A 17,543-nucleotide genomic window follows, 5' to 3' on the forward strand; every position below is an offset into this window, starting at 1 on the left:
ATGCGGATTTACAACGCTAAGCCTATTTTCCTGACGATTCCCCCATTTTTACAACGTTAAGAAAGTTTTAATGGTCTTAAAGAATCTAACGAGACCACTTTCTCCGAATTAAAATGATATTCTCCTAGTAGATTAATATGTTCCCAACCTAGAGGCGACATATGGTGTAATAATTCTTCATTAAAACTACCAGACTGTTTTTGATATTCAACTGCTTTAGTTAGATGTAAGGTATTCCAAATACTAATAGCATTGATGATTATGTTTAAAGCACTGGCTCTTTGCAATTGATGTTGTATAGTCCGTTCCCTAAGCTCACCTTGTTTTCCGAAGAAAATAGCTCTTGCTAATCCGTTCATGGCTTCTCCTTTATTTAATCCCCTTTGTATTTTTCTTCTTAATGATTCATCCGATATATAATTCAAAATAAAAATTGTTTTTTCTATTCGACCCATCTCACGTAAGGCTATAGCCAAGCTGTTTTGTCTTGAATAAGATCCTAGTTTCCCCATAATAAGGGATGCTGAAACTGTTCCTTCTCTTATTGAGTGAGCTAATGGCAAAACATCCTCATAATTTTCTTTAATGACCTTTGTATTTATTTGTCCACGTAAAATGGCTTCTAATTTTGGATACTCACTTGCTTTATCTATTGTAAATAATTTTGAGTCTGCTAAATCTCTTATTCTTGGGGCAAATTTAAATCCTAATAAATGAGTCAGTCCGAATATTTGATCTGTGTAACCAGCTGTGTCTGTATAATGCTCTTCTATGTTTAAATCCGTTTCATGGTGCAACAAACCATCTAAAACATGAATCGCATCCCTTGAATTAGTATGAATAATCTTTGTGTAGTAGGAAGAGAATTGATCACTAGTAAAACGGTAGATGGTGGCTCCTTTTCCAGTTCCATAATGTGGGTTTGCATCTGCATGTAGTGATGAAACACCTAACTGCATTCTCATACCGTCTGATGAGGATGTTGTACCGTCTCCCCAATAGGAAGACAATTGTAATTTGTGATGAAAATTTACTAATACGGCTTGGGCTTTATTCATTGCATCTTCATACATGCGCCATTGAGATACATTGGCTAATTGCTTATATGTAAGTCCGGGTGTTGCTTCAGCCATCTTGCTTACACCTATATTCATTCCCATTCCTAAAAGGGCAGCCATAATAATAATCGTTTCTTCTTTATCCGGTTTTCGATTATTGGAAGCATGAGTAAATTGCTCATGAAATCCTGTTATATAAGCAATATCCATCAGTAAATCGGTTAATTTTATTCTTGGTAGCATCTGATAAAGGCTTGCACTAAACTTTTTTGCTTCTTCTGGTACATCTTTTTCTAAGCGTGCAAGTGACAGCTTTCCTTTATCAAGAGAAACTCCATCTAACTTGTTGGAATTGGCAGTTAACCACTTTAACCTTTCATTAAGGCTGCTGGTTCTCTCCGTTATATAATCTTCGAATGATAAACTAACTGATAATCTCGTATTCTCTTTCGTTTGATTCCATGTAAATTCGGAAAACAAATATTCCTCAAAATCTCTATATTGTCTGCTGCCAACAATGGAAACATCTCCTGCCCGAACATGCTCCCGAAGTTCTGTTAAAACAGCCATTTCATAGTAATGACGATTGATTGTTGTACCATCATTCTCGTATAAATGCTTTTTCCAACGTTTTGAAATAAAATCCACAGGTGAGTCATCAGGTACTTTTCGTTTTCCGGATTCGTTCATTCCTCGGATAATCTCTACAGCTTGTAAAAGTGGCTCATTTGCCTTTGTAGAATGAAATTCCAACACCCTTAATAGCGTTGGCGTATATTTTCTTAGTGAATAAAATCGTTTTTGCAGTAAGTCTAAATAATCATAGTCAGCAGGACGTGCAAGCTCCTGGGCTTCTTCGACCGAAGAGACAAAAGAATTCCATTCAATAACGGATTCTAAAACCTCAAAAACGTCTAATTTTTCCTGTTTTGCTTTGATCAAAGCTTGTCCGATGTTCGTAAAGTGTATAACTTTCTCATTCAGCTTTTTACCGTTCAGTTTCTGAATTTCCTCTTGAGCCTTACGACCTTTTGATAAGAGACTAAGTATTTGTCTGTCATGAATTTCAAAAGCTTTATCCGTCAAATCTTGATTAAGATGTAATAAATAGACGGTTAGTATTGAATATCGTTTATTTTCCTGAAAATCACGGAATGCATAAGGTTCATATCTTGAACCCAAGCGAGACAGCTGTAACAGGCGATTGCGGTGCAAATGATTAATTTGCACCGTTTCTAATTCCATTCCTCGTATGTATTCGAGTCGTTCTATTACTTTTAAAAAGGTTTCGGGTGAAGGATGTCCCGGTGGTTCTTTTAACCAACCCAATATCGTTTTATTGGATTCTGACGAATGCTGCAAGGTAATAATATCTTCAAGTTTTTCTTTTTGTTCATTTGTTAGGGATTGACTAACCGTGTTAAATAGCTTCTTTTCAGCCATTGCCCTTGCTTCCCACACTATTCTTTCAAGTGTAGTGATAGCAGGCAGTATGATTTTGTTTTTTCTTAGAAAATCTATGCATTCATGTAGTAGATGAATGGCATCACCATTTTCCAAAGCCAATTGATGTAGGTGCTTAAATGTCATTCTATATTCTTTCAGAGTAAAAGTTACTAGTTTATATTCAATTCGAATTTCTTTCAAATGATCCCAAAGTGTATTGTCTCTTTGAGGATAAAGCTTTAGCGAGGATGGACTAGCACCGATTTGTTTTGATATATAATGTATGACTGAATCCGGGATGTTTTTGATATGAGTGTATGGCCAACCGGGATATCGAAGAACAGCTAATTGAACGGCGAACCCTAAACGGTTTTCTTCTCTCCTTCGCTTATTGATAATTTCTAAATCCCGTTTGGAAAAAGTGTAGTAGGTTCCTAGCACCCACTCGTCTTCAGGAATTTGCATAAGGACCTGTCGCTGTTCCGATGTATGCAATTCTCTACCTCTCGCAACTTTCATACAGTATCATCTCATTTCTGTAATTGTTCAGTTAATTAGTTCAATTATAAATCAATAGAGTGTACTCTATTGATACAATTATAGTAGACTGATAAAATCATAGTTAAGAGTGTCTCATAAGACTTATCTCAAAAATGAGGTGATATTATGCGGAAAATTGGTTATATACGTGTCAGTTCGACTAACCAAAATCCTTCAAGGCAATTTCAGCAATTAAACGAAATCGGGATGGATATTATTTTTGAAGAAAAAGTTTCTGGTGCAACAAAGAATAGCGAGCAACTTCAAAAAATGTTGCAGGATTTACAGGAAGGCGACATTATTTATGTTACAGACTTAACTCGGATCACTCGGAGTACGCAGGATTTATTTGAATTGATTGATTTAATACGAAGGAAAAAGGCAAGCTTAAAATCACTCAAGGATACATGGCTAAATTTATCAGAGGATAATCCATACAGCCAATTCTTAATTACAGTAATGGCTGGTGTGAACCAATTAGAGCGCGACCTTATCCGTATGCGTCAACGTGAAGGGATTGAGTTAGCAAAGAAAGAAGGAAAGTTTAAGGGGCGTTTAAAGAAGTATCATAAAAATCACGCAGGGATGAATTATGCAGTAAAACTATATAAAGAAGGCGGCATGACTGTAAATCAAATTTGTGAAATTACTAATGTATCTAGGGCTTCATTATATAGAAATCTATCGGAAAGAAACAAATAGTTTGTCCTGATTCTATCAAAAGGTGTATTTTTTCACCAACATTTTTAGGCATGAAATGTCGGTAATTATTATCTATTTTGTTTTAAAGTAAATATTGAAAGGGAGTAAACTTATGGATTGGCTAGAAAGAATGAACAATGCGTTAAACTACATTGAAAATAGCCTGGATGAAGAAATAGACTACAAAGAGATTGCAAAAGCAGCTAACTGTTCTGAGTTTCATTTTTCAAGAATGTTCTCTTCAATCTCAGGTGTATCGCTATCAGAATATATTAGACGAAGACGGTTAACACTTGCAGCATTTGAAATTCAAAAAAGTGATATTCGGATCATCGATGTGGCAATTAAATATGGTTATATTTCTTCTGATACTTTCTCACGTGCTTTTCAAAAAATGCATGGGGTAACCCCTTCCAATGCTCGTAATAGAGGGGTACAGTTAAAAGCCTTTCCCAAAATTTCCTTTCAAATTTCTATTAAAGGAGATACCGAGATGGACTACAGAATTGAAAACCTTGATTTTGAATTAAGAATTGTCGGAAAAAGCAAGCCAGTAAAAACAAGCAGAGCATTTAAAACAATCCCTACGCTTTGGAACACTGCGAAAAAAGATGGATTTATGCAAGAACTAGTAGATATGTCATGGGAAAACCCAAAATGCACGCTTGAAAGCCTTCTGGGGGTTTGCGGAAAAGAAGCAGCCATCACAGATGAAAAGTTTTCCTATTTCATGGGCGTAAGATACGATGGTGACCCCCCCTCAAATATGGAGACGCTTATTCTTCCCGCAAGTACATGGGCAGTTTTTCCGAACATAGTAGATGCATGGAAACGATTATATTCCGAGTGGGTCCCTACCTCCGAGTACGAACTTGCAAATTTACCATGTATAGAATGTTATTACGGGCCGAATCATAAACCAAGACATGAACTCTGGGTTCCTGTCATCCCTAAGTAATTTACATATTCAATAATAGAACTCTGTTTATAGTGAACAAAAAAGCCTTATTTCTCGATTAAGTTGGCGAGAAATAAGGCTTTTTATATTGAAATTTCCTTATTGTTGTAATCACCATTTACCTGAAGCGCTTCCTTTAGGAGATTATCGCAAAAATATTCCAAACCGTGTGGGGATGGTTTGATGCTAATGAGTATAATATGAGGTGTTTTATGGATAATTAATTAATAAATGGAAAGAATACCTTTGAGTAACCTAGAAATAAATTTTATTTTATTTGCTCATTAATTATTAAATCCTAATCAGATAGTAGGTTTAACAATGCAATCACATAAAGCAAATTTTTCACAAGTATTTGTTTTGTTTATGATGAGTATTGGCTTAATGAATCACGTAATGGTAATTCCTATGTTATTAGCGATCTCAAAGAGGGATTCGTGGATTTCTGTCCTCTTATCTGGAGGATTCATTCTCGGTTGGTTACTTTTTATTCAATTTATTATGAAAAAATTAGACCATACACATCTGTATTCATGGTTAAATAACCATTTTGGCAAAATTATTGCAAGGGGATTATGTTTTTTAATATATATATTTATCCTCTTATTTATTGGAGTTACCTTAAAGGATATGATTGTATGGACCGTTACATCCTATTTCCCACAAAGTCCTGCGCCTATATTAGCAATGCTATTTTTAGTTATCTGCTTTTTTGCTGCAACTTCTACCTTTACAACCTTATCTATTCTCTCAGGTTTTTTATTAGTATTTGTTGTTGCATTAGGCTTTTTCGTTATGAGTCTTAATTTTCCTCATAAGGATTATTCTCAATTATTCCCTATCCTTGAGAATGGATTGACACCCGTTATCAAAGGAACCGTCTATAGTTTAGGTTCTCTGCTAGAAGTGACTTTAATATTTTTTATTCAACATAAATTAAAAATGAATATCAAGTCACGGAGTTTTATTATGCTCGGCTTAGTATTGATAGGCTTAACGCTTGGACCTTTATTGGGTTCTATTGCTATTTTTGGACCTGAAGAGGCTTCTAATCAGAGGTATCCTGCTTACGAAGAATGGAGATTATTGAAGATAGGAAAGTATATCGAACATGTAGATTTCTTTTCAATTTACCAATGGTTATCAGGTGGATTTATTAGGATTAGTTTTGGTTTATATATTATTGGACAATTATTTTCATTTAAAAACGAGAAAAAAAGGAATGTATTAATAGGAATCAGTTCACTAATTACATTTGTGGCTGTTCTTCTTCCTATAAGTGATATCGAATTTGTTCGTTTTTTACAAAATGTTTATTTTCATTTAACTTTTTTATTTTTACTTTCCTTTTCAATAGTATTAGGACTTTTAGTTTTTCTAAAAAGAGGAAAGGAGAGATAATCCTTGCGAAGATGGAATCAGAATACAAAAAAAGAGGGTAATGGAAAATTTTCTATCTATAAACCAAATCCAATATTAAATGAGGAAAAAATACGTTCAACATATCAAAATAGTGAGGATGTCAAAGTTGTTCTCCATAAAATTGGGAGTGAAGAAAAAGCTGTTGAGACCTTTTTCATTTATTGCGAAAGTTTAGTGGACAAAAAACAAATAAATCAGATTGTTATTCCTCAATTAGAAAAAATAGCTCAAAAACATCAATATCTTTTCTTAAAGGAAGAAATCCATAAGTATCAACAAGAGCTAGAGTGGACACCTTTAAAAGTGGGAGAAGGGTTAGAGTCTATCTCTTTGGAAATATTTAACGGAAATTTAGTTCTGTATTTTCCTAAGTCGCTTACCTTTTTTTCTGTCAATGCTTCAAATAAACCAAACCGTTCTACTGAACAGTCTAATTACGAAATATCCGTACGTGGGCCAAGAGACAATTTTATTGAAGATATTTCAACAAACGTGGCACTTATTCGTAAAAGATTAAGACATCCCACCTTGTCTTATCAAACGTTGACGTTAGGTAAACGGACCCAAACTCAAATAGGGATATTATATTTAAAAGATGTAGTTAATTTAGAGATTTTAGATAACATTCGAGAATGTCTAACTTTAATTGATATCGATGGCGTAATTAGTTCAACTCAAATTCAAGAGATGGTATCGAAACAATCTTTATCTATTTTTCCTCTTTGTGGTGATACAGCTAGACCAGATTTTGCAGTGGAATGCTTATTGCAAGGTAGAGTAGTGATTATAATTGATGGCTCCCCAATTGTTATTATCGCTCCTGTTACTATAACTTTTTTAATAAAAGCTGCAGAAGATTCCCACTTTAATTTTCTAACTGTATCATTTGCACGCTTTTATCGGTGGATAGGATTTCTTTTAGCTGTCTTCCTACCCGGATTTTGGATGGCATTACTTGCTTATCACCAAGATCAAATTCCTTTCCCTCTTCTTGCGACTGTGACTGTTGCAAGATCAGGTCTACCATTTCCAGCACCACTTGAGCTTATAATTGTTTTGTTCCTTTTTGAGATGTTCCGTGAAGCCGGTCAAAGATTACCCTCCCCCCTTGGTCAAACCCTTTCAGTGGTAGGCGGACTAATCATTGGGGATGCTGCAATCCGTTCGGGTTTTATCTCCCCTTCTGTCATTGTTATTACTGCTTTATCTGCTATTGCGGGATATACCTTAGTAAACCAAATATTAGCAGGAGCAGTATCCATACTCAGAGGGTTTGTACTATTATGTTCAATTTTGATGGGGTTATATGGATTTATGCTTGCCGGATTCGTAATCGTTCTTTATATCTCAAGATTACGTTCCTTTGGAATCCCTTACTTAGCTTTAGTTTTCCCAAAATCTAGTTCAGATTTTTTCAAGGGATTGTTTCGTTTACCGTGGAGAAGTTATAGACATAGAGTTGATTATCTCCGAACCAATGATAGTTCTAAAACGGACGAAGGAGAAGGAAAACAGTGAAGCTGCACAAAATAAAACTAATAATTATGATGCTTATCACTAGTGCAATGTTATCTGGATGTTGGAATATTAAAGAAGTTCAAGATATTTATTATGTTGCAGCTCTTGGTATAGATTTTAAAGAAGGAAAATATATAGCTTATGCTCAGTTACTTGACTTTTCTAACGTTGCTAAGTTAGAGGGGGCTAGACCTGATAAACAACCACCAGTGTGGATAGGAAGAGGTGAAGGTTTTACCATTACGGAAGCATTAAATCAATTATATAAGGATGCTCAACAAAGACTTTTTTGGGGACATGTATCTACAATAATATTAAGCGAAAGACTGCTCAGACAAGATATTAAAGACTCTATTGATTTTATTAATCGGTACCGAGAAATACGCTATAATATTCTCTTATACGCTACAAAGGAACCCATTGATGATATACTTAAAACAAAAGCCTTTTTTACATTATCGGGGTTGTCTACCATTCTCCATGAACCAAAGGAAAGGTATAAACAACGGTCTTACATACAACCTAAACAATTTTATCAATTTATTAGAGATAGTGATCCGATGGGGCAAACTGCTTATATCCCATCACTTAAAATTTCAACAGAAAATTGGAAAGAAGAATCCAAAAAAGCACCATTATTAAGAAATGATGGAGCGTTCTTTGTAAGGAATAATCGCCTAGAAGGATGGCTTTCTGAGACTGATTTAAACGGTCTAAGATGGATGGATGAAAAAAACGTTCGATCTCCTGTGTGGATTATTGAGAATGATAGCGCTGTTGTTTCCGTAGTGATAGAGAAACCTAAGATTACAATTTCCCCTATTATGAGTAGTAAGCCCATACTTTTTAATATTCGAGTTGAAGTTCAAGCTGGAATAAATGAGAAGATCAAGGAAATTAGTGATAAAGAGTTGATTACAAAAACTGAAGATATTATCAAATTAGAAATTCTAAAATCCTTTGAAAAAGGAATAGAAATAAATGCAGATATCTACAAATTAGGTGAATCATTATACCGTCAGAATCCAAGAAAATGGAAAGAAGAAGTAAAAACAGACTCGTTTTACTTAAATGAACACAGTATAAAGAATTTAAAAGTTAAAGTTAATTTAGTTAACTCCGGAAAGTTGAAGTACCAAGATGGATCCTAATATTAATTCAAACGGTATTTATAGTTTTTTAAAAAGGCCTAAGCTCTTGCAACACCGAGAAATTAGGCTTTTTTATATTGAATTCCTTAACGTTGTAAATCCGCATTTTCCTGACGCTACCCCTACTATAGAAATAAGGAGATTTTTCATATCTTCTTACGTCCACTGTTGCAAACATTCTAATCCCTTCATACTCTCAATCACTTTTTCGTCACTCACTATATAATAAATCTCATTTCCTTTTCGGTCATAGGAAACCCTCTTAAACTGTTTTAACTTTATTAATTGCTGTGACATTGTAGATTGTGGAACACGTAGTAGCTTCTGTAACTGGGATACATTTAATGGACCTTTTAAAATTAATTCTCGAACTATCATCAAACGCATGGGATGTCCAAGCATCCGCAATATATCTGCAGGTCTCTCGTAATCATTAATATTCATATAGAAAGCTTTTGGCATAATCACTTCTCCTTGTTAGTGTACCTTTTCTACATCCTAACATCATTTATTTGTTTGGCAAATGTTTAGATACACAAGGGATCCCTTCAAGTGCTTATGTTTTTATAACCATATCATTCCCAAAGAATTTCCCTATGTTCTCTTGGTATCTCTCATTGCTTCCGATGTTATTATAATATATAACCCATTTAGTTCTCTTTGCTGTATATTTCCTGGTACTTCTAATTTACGTCCAAGCGTTTTCCTTCAAGTAATTTTTACTACTTTAATCTGCTGCGTAGAGACCGGGATTTGAAGCTTTTCATCTTTCTAGCCTAGTGACAGGGTAGTTTTAAGCTATTAAAGGTTCCTTTTTGTATCTAAAATCCAAAAATAAAAAGATAAGATCAGGGAACATAATCTTATCTTTAGCACAAGGAGTAAACAAAAGGATAACTATCATATTTATATCATAACCTACTTTTTGTTAATTTCGAATATTATACCCGTAATTAGGCAGTATATCTGTATTGAGAAATTCATTACAAATTTAGTTAAAATCCAATTGAATTTTACCCAAAGGTTTACTTTCATTTAATTAAATACGATGAAGTATCCACGAAAGTAGATGATTTTTTCTTTGTTATATAAAACTTATAGAAGGGGACATCACTTCTGAAAACCCCCACGTTAAAATCCTGACATGAAAATAAGTGATTTGAACAACGATAAGGTCGTTTAATGCGACACAATGTCATTTGTGTTGCATTAAAGTGAGGAAAACTATTCAAATTAAGTTGCTAACGCAACATAACTTACTTAAAACAACCTATTTTTATATAGTTCATAGAAAACCTAAACTTAGCCTGATAAGCATGTATGACAAGTCAAATTAGTTTTACTGACTGCTCTATTATAGAAACTTTTTAACAGGAGTATATAAGATGAAAGTAACATTTACGATACTTAAAAATCTTTTATTTATAACTGGTACTTTTTTAAGATTAGGGTGGTATAAACTGGTATTTACACATACTTTGTGAAGTGGTCCTTTGTTGCAGTGTTTGTGGGAGCATTTAGGTTTCGCTAGCTGCATTTTTTATTTCTTACTTCAAATCATGATTTTTAAAATCAGATTATACATCCTTCTCTTGAAGTATATTTGAATTATTATTTTTTGATTGTAAGTCTGTTGGGTTATCTGATAGTATATTTTGATTTGAAAATTGGGGTTAAATTAATCCTTTTAAGACTCATACTGTTAACGGCTTAGCATCCGCTTCTAATTCATACTCTAATTGACCATTGGGTTCTAGTGTTGCTGTTTTTACATCTCTAACCTTTGAAATTCCTTAGTTACGTAACGTCATTTCTAATTGACCTACTGTTAAACGCATTTTCTTCAAGTTAGAAACATTTAAAATACCATTTTTAATCACTGTTTTACGCTTACCAGTAATAAACTCCTGGAATGCATTAGATTTTAATTGTAGATATTCTATAATAACCACTGAAATGACAAATATAAATGAACTTACAATTGCCTTTAATACACTTTTTTCTACTATAGGTCGTACAATAACTGTACCAATAGAAATCATTACTACAGCTTGTGCTAATGTCATCTGCGAAGTAAACTCTCTACATGCTATTCGTAATAAAAGAATACCACTCAAGATTAAAATAAATGATTCTCAAATAAAATTCATATAATCTCCCTCTAACAACGAATCTTCATTTTACATTTCCTTTTTGTACTTGAAATACTACTTTACTTAATATTTTGCAAGATGTGCTTTTAGTAACGGGTATTGCCTTTGTAATGGATGTTGATAGGTCTGCGCCTATTACTATCTCAGTTGTTTCTGTCATGGAAAGTTAATCTGTTCGAGCGACACTGTTTGTTTATAATTATATAATTCAACAGCTTCTACTACCCTTTGGGATATTTTTTCCCATTATTGTCTTCCCACTAATAACATTGTGCAGTTAATGTCTAATACGTAAAGGCAGAAATCACTTTATTTTACTCTCTTGGGTAAAGCTGAACCTGAATGTTCAATAGTCGGATGAACATGAACAGTAATTTCGGCATCACTAAAATAATTTTTTCCTTGATCCCAATTCTTACTGATTTTTTTCCATTCTTTATAATTATGCCGCTTATACACTTCTCCTAGTTCTAATACATCTACCTTATATTTTTTTTGAACAAGCTTAATTGATTTTTGGATGCGCTTCTCCATTTCCCTCGAAATATCCTTCTCTAAACGCTTTTCATTCAGACCCCTTTTATGATCATTAAAGTGCAACTCAGCCAATGTACCCTCCAAGGATAAATGAATATCAAATTTCGGTTTTAAGGTATTTTCAGTAAATATCTTTATTTTTCGGTGCAACTTATGAATTTCATATGTAATAAGCTGATTTTTTTTACGTATGGTAAAGAAACCTCCTATTTTTCTGCCTATTATATAATTAATTCCCATTGTTTGTTCCCCGCTTAACGTTCCAATATACTTGTTATCTTTTCCACGAAACAGTGCAGCCCCTCCCATTTGTATCCCCTGTTCTGTTAACTTTAAGATAGGTAATACAAAACTTCGTTTTGAAATAATCTTTTCCTGCACATCACCAATTCTTGCAGCCCCAACCATTTGAGCGTTTTTCGGAGGATGTTCAGCTAACATATCAATATACTGTGCCGGTAAATTTTCAGGTTTTGCACTTTGATTCAATACAGCTTCTGCATTTTCCTCAGTAACGAATAGACGGATATTTCGTCTCATTTCATGATCTCGAATATATACATCTAACGTATTCTGTAAAATATATGGATTCGAGAGTAACTCTTCAGAAAAAATAATTACTTGTATATGCGGGAAGAACAATGTACGACTGATTTTTTTAGCGATAATTCGTATTTGTTCAAAAACGCTATCTGCCTTTGCACTCACATTAATAAAATTACCACTATCTCCATCACCCTGTCCACCTTGTTGTGCCACATGAGGGAGTACCACTTGATAGGTCCCTTTCATAATTGGATTTGATTGCTTTTCCTTCACAATATCATAAGCAGCTCCTACTACAAATCCCCTTTCTTCTATTTCTACTAACTCGGAGCAACCGCTGATAGATCCAACTAAAAGCGTAACTATAATAATTTTAAAAAGGTATTTCACTCCAACGATTCCTCCATTTTATATAAAATAAAAAACTGGAAAGGTACTAGCTCAACAAACTTCATATCAACCCAACCTTTTAAAAATAAAGTTTGCATTGCACTATCTTGTTCCCTTGAACGTATTTTAGAATCTATTATTTGCAAACTTCTCGTCTTTCTTTCAACGTCGATTTTGGGAGACGAATAATTTCTTCCTTCCTATCCCTTTAAGGTGAAGAAGCAATAGGTGTTGTAAAAAAACACTAACAATCTTAAATTTATAAAATGAATCATATGTACAATAAGAGCTAAAATAATCCCATGTAATCCTACATCATTCACTATTAGCAAAAACACAAAAATTAAAATCCGATACCGAATTACGATGCTATATATGAGGAAGTGAAAATACAGTAACTGCAGCAACTGAAATATTAATCACTACGAGGTGGCACTATATAAAAGCGGATTTATAATCATTGCATTCACTACCAATTCCCAAATTATATGACCACCTACAATACCAATTGTTTGTCCCATCAATTTGAGTAGCCTAACCCTAGCTTTAACAAATTCACCCATTAAACTTCCTTTTCAGTAAGTTTTTAGTTAGATTACACTAATACAAAGAAATATATACGAGAAAAGAGCTATCCCTCTTTAAGGGGTACCGCCAGCATTTTTGAAAAAAACCACGCTAAGCAAATTTATATGCGAAAAGAGCCGTATTTTACCCCGTTAAGAGTAAATTGGCTCTTGGATATGTAAAGGGAGCATCGAAAAACTTAGAGGTTGATTAATTGCTCGATAAAAAGAACCTTGTGATACACCAGTTCCTTCTACAATTTCTTTAATAGAGTATTCTTTACTGTCATACATGCGTAATGCAATTGAGAGTTTTTCTTTTTCTAATTTAGGCCTACCTAATCTTTTTCCACGTTTCTTACTTGCTTCTAATCCTTCTTTTAGGGAGAGAAGGAGCAACTGTGCCGGGAAGTGCAAAGTAGTTTCCAATAAATATAACAATAAAAAAGAAACGCAAAGTTTTTTACTGTTGCGTTTCTTCTGTAGGTTTAGAATAAAGTTTGATTAAAAATTACTTTAAGCTATATAAAAAGCTATCGATTAGTCCTTCCTACATAAGCGTTGGACATTTCACATGTTTGTCCTAGTTGAAGAGAGTTCATTAAAATCTCCATATCTATCTGTATATACTCTATACCTTTTTTGATTCTTCCATCTTGAAAATAATTAAGGTTAGGATTTTTTGATAAATACGTGTATTCGTTTACTTTTTACATAATTGCTATTATTGGTAGTTTTAATAAAAACATACATATAATGGTGATTATTATGGGAAAATATCATAAATAATCAAATCCTATAATTTAATAATTAATACAATATAATCCAAAACTTACAACGAGTTACTTTTCAATTTGATTTGTGACTGGATGGAGGGAATATGAAAAAAATTACACAAAAACAAATTATACTATTTGGTATTTCATTAATATTTATGACAGGATGCTTGCAAAAGTCTCTTATTGATGATGTTCAATTAATTCAAGGCGTTGTATACGATACAACAAAAGATAAAATAAAAGCAACAATTGTCTGTCCTATTCAACAAAAAGGTCATAAAGTTCAAGTATTTGAGAATATTGCAAACACAGTAAAACAAGGAAGAGAAAATGCCTCTTTCGAATCTGCACAGCCGTTTGCCATTGGCCAATTACGTGTTGCTCTTTTTACAGAAAAATTAGCTAAAAAAGATATAGCGGTAGCGTATGATACACTTCTACGAGATAGTAGTATAGGACACTCAATATATCTAGGGATACTGGAAGGTAATGGATATGATCTATTCTTTGGAAAATATCAAAATAACTTTAATGTTGCAATTTATATAAAAAATCTGTTGGAACACAATATGGAAACAGGTTCATTACCGTATGATAATTTACATCATAACTCTAATCGCTATTACACAGTAGGACAAGATAATTTTCTGCCAATATTAAAAAAACAAAAAGATAAAATAAAAATTCAAGGTTTAGCTCTTTTCAATGAAGAAACATATGTAGGGAAATTGGAACCAAAAGAGATGTTTGTTTTTAGAGGATTGCTTGAAAAACATAGATTGAACTCTCAAGAATTTAAAAGCCACGGCGGTTATGTATTAATTAACAACATCCGTTTCACTCCTTCCTATCATGTTCGGATTAAAAATGGAAAACCATCTTTTTATATTCAAGTTAAAGTGGATGCTCGTCTGCAAGAAGTCTCAAAAAGAATAAGTCTAGAAAATAAAAAGAATTTCGAGATAATAACAAAGAACATAGAAAAACAACTTAATACAGATAGTAAAAAGCTACTAAAAAAACTACAAAATCTAAATGTAGATCCACTTGGTTTAGGCTCTAAATTTAAACAGCATTATAAATCATTTAAGTTAAAAGAATGGAACAAAATATATAAAACAGTACCAGTAAAAGTGAAATACATTGTAAATATTGAAAATTCAGGAGTCGTTGAGTAAGAAAATTGAAATGGTTTACCATGAGTTTTATGAAAACCATCTATATGTTTGCCGAGGCTTGTAATACTTTCAAATATAAAAACAAATTAGTTTTTCCAAAAATTATATGCTAAACAAATCTAAGTTTCCCTTTATGTCTAATTGTGCTATTATCTATTCAATGCAATTTTCATTGCTTATATATGACAAAAATACGCTACTCATTCAATACAAAAATGTCAATTCCATAATAGAATTGACATTTTTGTATTGAATTAAAGACTTGAACCCACTTTTATTTCACCAATATGGGGGTAGTGACAGGGTTGCAGTCATAGACCGCAAAGTAAAAACACAGAGATTTGTCACCTCTGTGTTTCTTCGAGTTTTCGTTGATTAATTGCTCGATAAAGAGAACCTTGTGATACACCAGTTCCTTCTACAATTTCTTTAATAGAGTATTCTTTACTGTCATACATGCGTAATGCAATTGAGAGTTTTTCTTTTTCTAATTTGGGTCTACCTAATTTTTTTCCACGTTTCTTACTTGCTTCTAATCCTTCTTTCACTCGTTCCGCAATTAAATTTCTTTCTAATTCTGCAATGACACACATCATTTGCAACATAGCCTTACCTGTAGGCGTTCTTGTATCCATATTCTCTTTCAATGATACAAATTGAACTCCTATTTCTTCGAACTGTTGGATGATACTTAGGATATCTAATGTTTTCCGTCCTAAACGTGAGATACTTTCAACTACAACAGTATCTCCTTTTCTTATCACATCAAACAAATTTATAAGACCTTGTCTTTCTCGAATCGTTCCAGTGAATTTCTCTTGTATGACTTTTTCACATCCGTATTCAGTAAGTGAATGGATTTGCCGATCTAAATTTTGATCGACAGTAGATACGCGTGCATAACCAATAATCATTTGCTTCCTCCTGTACAATCATATATTTACATTGTACCGAAGGTTCATTTATTGTAAAGGTATTTGGTAATACTTTTGGTAACTATTTTTTGCAACTCAAAAAACCTTATAAATATAGAAATAGAAGCAAGATGAGAAATGTTACAAAAATATTGGTTTTTGGTAAGAGTTCTTTTAATGGGTTTGTTTATAAAATACAAATGAGATTAACCTTGATTAATAATAAATAAATCTTTGAAAATCCAAAGAATATTTTCAATTATTTTAGAAAAGACTGTTTCTTTTATAATTTATAGTATGTACAAGCCCTACATTGAATAAATTTTTTAAAGAGAAAGGAGGTATATAATGTCAGATGAGAATGAAAAAAAGTATTCAAACGAATTAGCCCAAGCTGATTTCATATCTGCTGCAGCGTTTGATCCTAGTCTTGTAGGCCCTACATTGCCGCCAACTCCACCATTTACACTACCGACCGGTCCGACCGGAGCTACTGGTCCCACTGGAGCTACTGGTCCTACGGGAGCCACTGGTTCTACCGGAGTTACAGGTCCTACTGGAGTTACAGGTCCTACGGGAGCTACTGGTCCTACGGGAGCCACTGGTTCTACCGGAGTTACAGGTCCTACGGGAGCCACCGGTCCTAGCGGAGCCACTGGTTCTACGGGAACTACAGGACCTACCGGAGATACAGGTCCTACGGGAATTACAGGACCTACCGGAGTTACAGGTCCTACGGGAGCTACTGGTCCTACGGGAGCTACTGGTCCTACAGGAGCCACTGGTTCTACCGGAGTTACAGGTCCTACTGGAGTTACAGGTCCTACGGGAGCTACTGGTCCTACGGGAGCCACTGGTTCTACCGGAGTTACAGGTCCTACTGGAATTACAGGACCTACTGGAGCTACCGGAACAACTGGTTCTACAGGACCTACTGGAGTTACAGGTCCTACGGGAGCTACTGGTCCTACGGGAGCCACTGGTCCTACGGGAGCCACTGGTTCTACCGGAGTTACAGGTCCTACTGGAATTACAGGACCTACGGGAGCTACCGGAACAACTGGTTCTACAGGACCTACCGGAGTTACAGGACCTACGGGAGCTACTGGTCCTACGGGAGCCACTGGTCCTACAGGAGCCACTGGTTCTACCGGAGTTACAGGTCCTACTGGAGTTACAGGTCCTACTGGAGCTACTGGTCCTACGGGAGCCACTGGTTCTACCGGAGTTACAGGTCCTACTGGAGCTACTGGTCCTACGGGAGCCACTGGTTCTACCGGAGTTACAGGTCCTACGGGAGTTACAGGTCCTACGGGAGCTACTGGTTCTACTGGAGCCACCGGTCCTACTGGAGCCACTGGTTCTACCGGAGTTACAGGTCCTACGGGAGCCACTGGTCCTACGGGAGCCACTGGTCCTACGGGAGCCACTGGTTCTACCGGAGTTACAGGTCCTACTGGAATTACAGGACCTACTGGAGCTACCGGAACAACTGGTTCTACAGGACCTACCGGAGTTACAGGACCTACGGGAGTTACAGGTCCTACGGGAGTTACAGGTCCTACGGGAGCTACTGGTCCTACGGGAGCCACTGGTTCTACCGGAGTTACAGGTCCTACTGGAATTACAGGACCTACTGGAGCTACCGGAACAACTGGTTCTACAGGACCTACCGGAGTTACAGG

Annotated in this window: 11 protein-coding genes and 3 pseudogenes; 7 read left to right on the forward strand and 7 right to left on the reverse strand. The window is 34.8% G+C overall.

The window, feature by feature from the left end:
• Window positions 1-56: 56 nt before the first annotated feature.
• Window positions 57-3,023: a Tn3 family transposase gene (locus ACTFNE_RS25955; protein ID WP_439998548.1), complete on the reverse strand. Its 2,967-nt coding sequence runs from the start codon at window positions 3,021-3,023 to the stop codon at window positions 57-59.
• A gap of 147 nt (window positions 3,024-3,170) precedes the next feature.
• On the opposite strand from ACTFNE_RS25955, the gene ACTFNE_RS25960 reads away from it, so the two are divergent.
• The 5 genes from ACTFNE_RS25960 (at window position 3,171) to ACTFNE_RS25980 (ending at window position 8,795) form a co-directional block, all read left to right on the forward strand.
• The gene (locus ACTFNE_RS25960; RefSeq protein WP_439998549.1) at window positions 3,171-3,746 is read left to right on the forward strand and encodes a recombinase family protein; all 576 of its coding nucleotides are present in this window, start codon (window positions 3,171-3,173) and stop codon (window positions 3,744-3,746) included.
• 112 nt (window positions 3,747-3,858) lie between these two features.
• Window positions 3,859-4,704: an AraC family transcriptional regulator gene (locus tag ACTFNE_RS25965; protein ID WP_000383879.1), complete on the forward strand. Its 846-nt coding sequence runs from the start codon at window positions 3,859-3,861 to the stop codon at window positions 4,702-4,704.
• 321 nt (window positions 4,705-5,025) lie between these two features.
• Window positions 5,026-6,105, forward strand: coding sequence for a GerAB/ArcD/ProY family transporter (locus ACTFNE_RS25970; protein WP_001190587.1), 1,080 nt, complete (start codon window positions 5,026-5,028; stop codon window positions 6,103-6,105).
• A gap of 3 nt (window positions 6,106-6,108) precedes the next feature.
• Window positions 6,109-7,644: a spore germination protein gene (locus ACTFNE_RS25975; protein WP_001255449.1), complete on the forward strand. Its 1,536-nt coding sequence runs from the start codon at window positions 6,109-6,111 to the stop codon at window positions 7,642-7,644.
• Window positions 7,641-8,795 (forward strand): Ger(x)C family spore germination protein, encoded by a 1,155-nt coding sequence (locus tag ACTFNE_RS25980; protein WP_000766211.1) that lies wholly within the window; start codon window positions 7,641-7,643, stop codon window positions 8,793-8,795. Before ACTFNE_RS25975 ends, ACTFNE_RS25980 begins: the two co-directional genes overlap by 4 nt.
• Before the next feature lie 156 nt (window positions 8,796-8,951).
• Here ACTFNE_RS25980 and ACTFNE_RS25985 read toward each other — a convergent pair whose 3' ends face one another.
• The 5 genes and pseudogenes from ACTFNE_RS25985 to ACTFNE_RS26005 all read right to left on the reverse strand — a co-directional run.
• Entirely contained in the window at window positions 8,952-9,257 is a 306-nt protein-coding gene (locus ACTFNE_RS25985) for an ArsR/SmtB family transcription factor (protein WP_086405090.1), read from the reverse strand.
• Window positions 9,258-10,489: 1,232 nt separating this feature from the next.
• Window positions 10,490-10,861: pseudogene (locus tag ACTFNE_RS25990) on the reverse strand (DUF421 domain-containing protein).
• 396 nt (window positions 10,862-11,257) lie between these two features.
• Window positions 11,258-12,421 (reverse strand): Ger(x)C family spore germination protein, encoded by a 1,164-nt coding sequence (locus ACTFNE_RS25995; RefSeq protein WP_000876125.1) that lies wholly within the window; start codon window positions 12,419-12,421, stop codon window positions 11,258-11,260.
• A gap of 719 nt (window positions 12,422-13,140) precedes the next feature.
• Window positions 13,141-13,371 (reverse strand): annotated as a pseudogene (locus ACTFNE_RS26000) (helix-turn-helix domain-containing protein); the annotation flags it as partial.
• Window positions 13,372-13,523: 152 nt separating this feature from the next.
• Window positions 13,524-13,690: pseudogene (locus ACTFNE_RS26005) on the reverse strand (IS4 family transposase); the annotation flags it as partial.
• A 177-nt stretch (window positions 13,691-13,867) separates the two neighbouring features.
• On the opposite strand from ACTFNE_RS26005, the gene ACTFNE_RS26010 reads away from it, so the two are divergent.
• Window positions 13,868-14,944: a Ger(x)C family spore germination protein gene (locus tag ACTFNE_RS26010; RefSeq protein ID WP_439998552.1), complete on the forward strand. Its 1,077-nt coding sequence runs from the start codon at window positions 13,868-13,870 to the stop codon at window positions 14,942-14,944.
• A 344-nt stretch (window positions 14,945-15,288) separates the two neighbouring features.
• On the opposite strand, the gene ACTFNE_RS26015 is transcribed toward ACTFNE_RS26010, so the two are convergent.
• Window positions 15,289-15,858 carry a recombinase family protein gene (locus ACTFNE_RS26015; protein ID WP_000583552.1) on the reverse strand — a complete coding sequence of 190 codons (570 nt, stop codon included), beginning with the start codon at window positions 15,856-15,858 and terminating at the stop codon, window positions 15,289-15,291.
• Window positions 15,859-16,206: 348 nt separating this feature from the next.
• Between ACTFNE_RS26015 and ACTFNE_RS26020 the strand changes: the two genes are divergently transcribed.
• On the forward strand, window positions 16,207-17,543 hold a 1,337-nt coding region (locus ACTFNE_RS26020), incomplete at its 3' end, for an exosporium leader peptide-containing protein (RefSeq protein WP_439998554.1).

This window comes from Bacillus cereus group sp. MYBKT111-2, assembly GCF_051915205.1.
Taxonomy (GTDB): Bacteria; Bacillota; Bacilli; order Bacillales; family Bacillaceae_G; genus Bacillus_A; species Bacillus_A paranthracis.

Bases quoted from the DNA above. Each gene is read 5' to 3' on its own strand.
- ACTFNE_RS25960 (WP_439998549.1), top strand. From the start codon at position 3,171: ATGCGGAAAATTGGTTATATACGTGTCAGTTCGACTAACCAAAATCCT.
- ACTFNE_RS25985 (WP_086405090.1), bottom strand. From the start codon at position 9,257: ATGCCAAAAGCTTTCTATATGAATATTAATGATTACGAGAGACCTGCA.
- ACTFNE_RS25970 (WP_001190587.1), top strand. From the start codon at position 5,026: ATGCAATCACATAAAGCAAATTTTTCACAAGTATTTGTTTTGTTTATG.
- ACTFNE_RS26010 (WP_439998552.1), top strand. From the start codon at position 13,868: ATGAAAAAAATTACACAAAAACAAATTATACTATTTGGTATTTCATTA.
- ACTFNE_RS25955 (WP_439998548.1), bottom strand. From the start codon at position 3,023: ATGAAAGTTGCGAGAGGTAGAGAATTGCATACATCGGAACAGCGACAG.
- ACTFNE_RS26015 (WP_000583552.1), bottom strand. From the start codon at position 15,858: ATGATTATTGGTTATGCACGCGTATCTACTGTCGATCAAAATTTAGAT.
- ACTFNE_RS25965 (WP_000383879.1), top strand. From the start codon at position 3,859: ATGGATTGGCTAGAAAGAATGAACAATGCGTTAAACTACATTGAAAAT.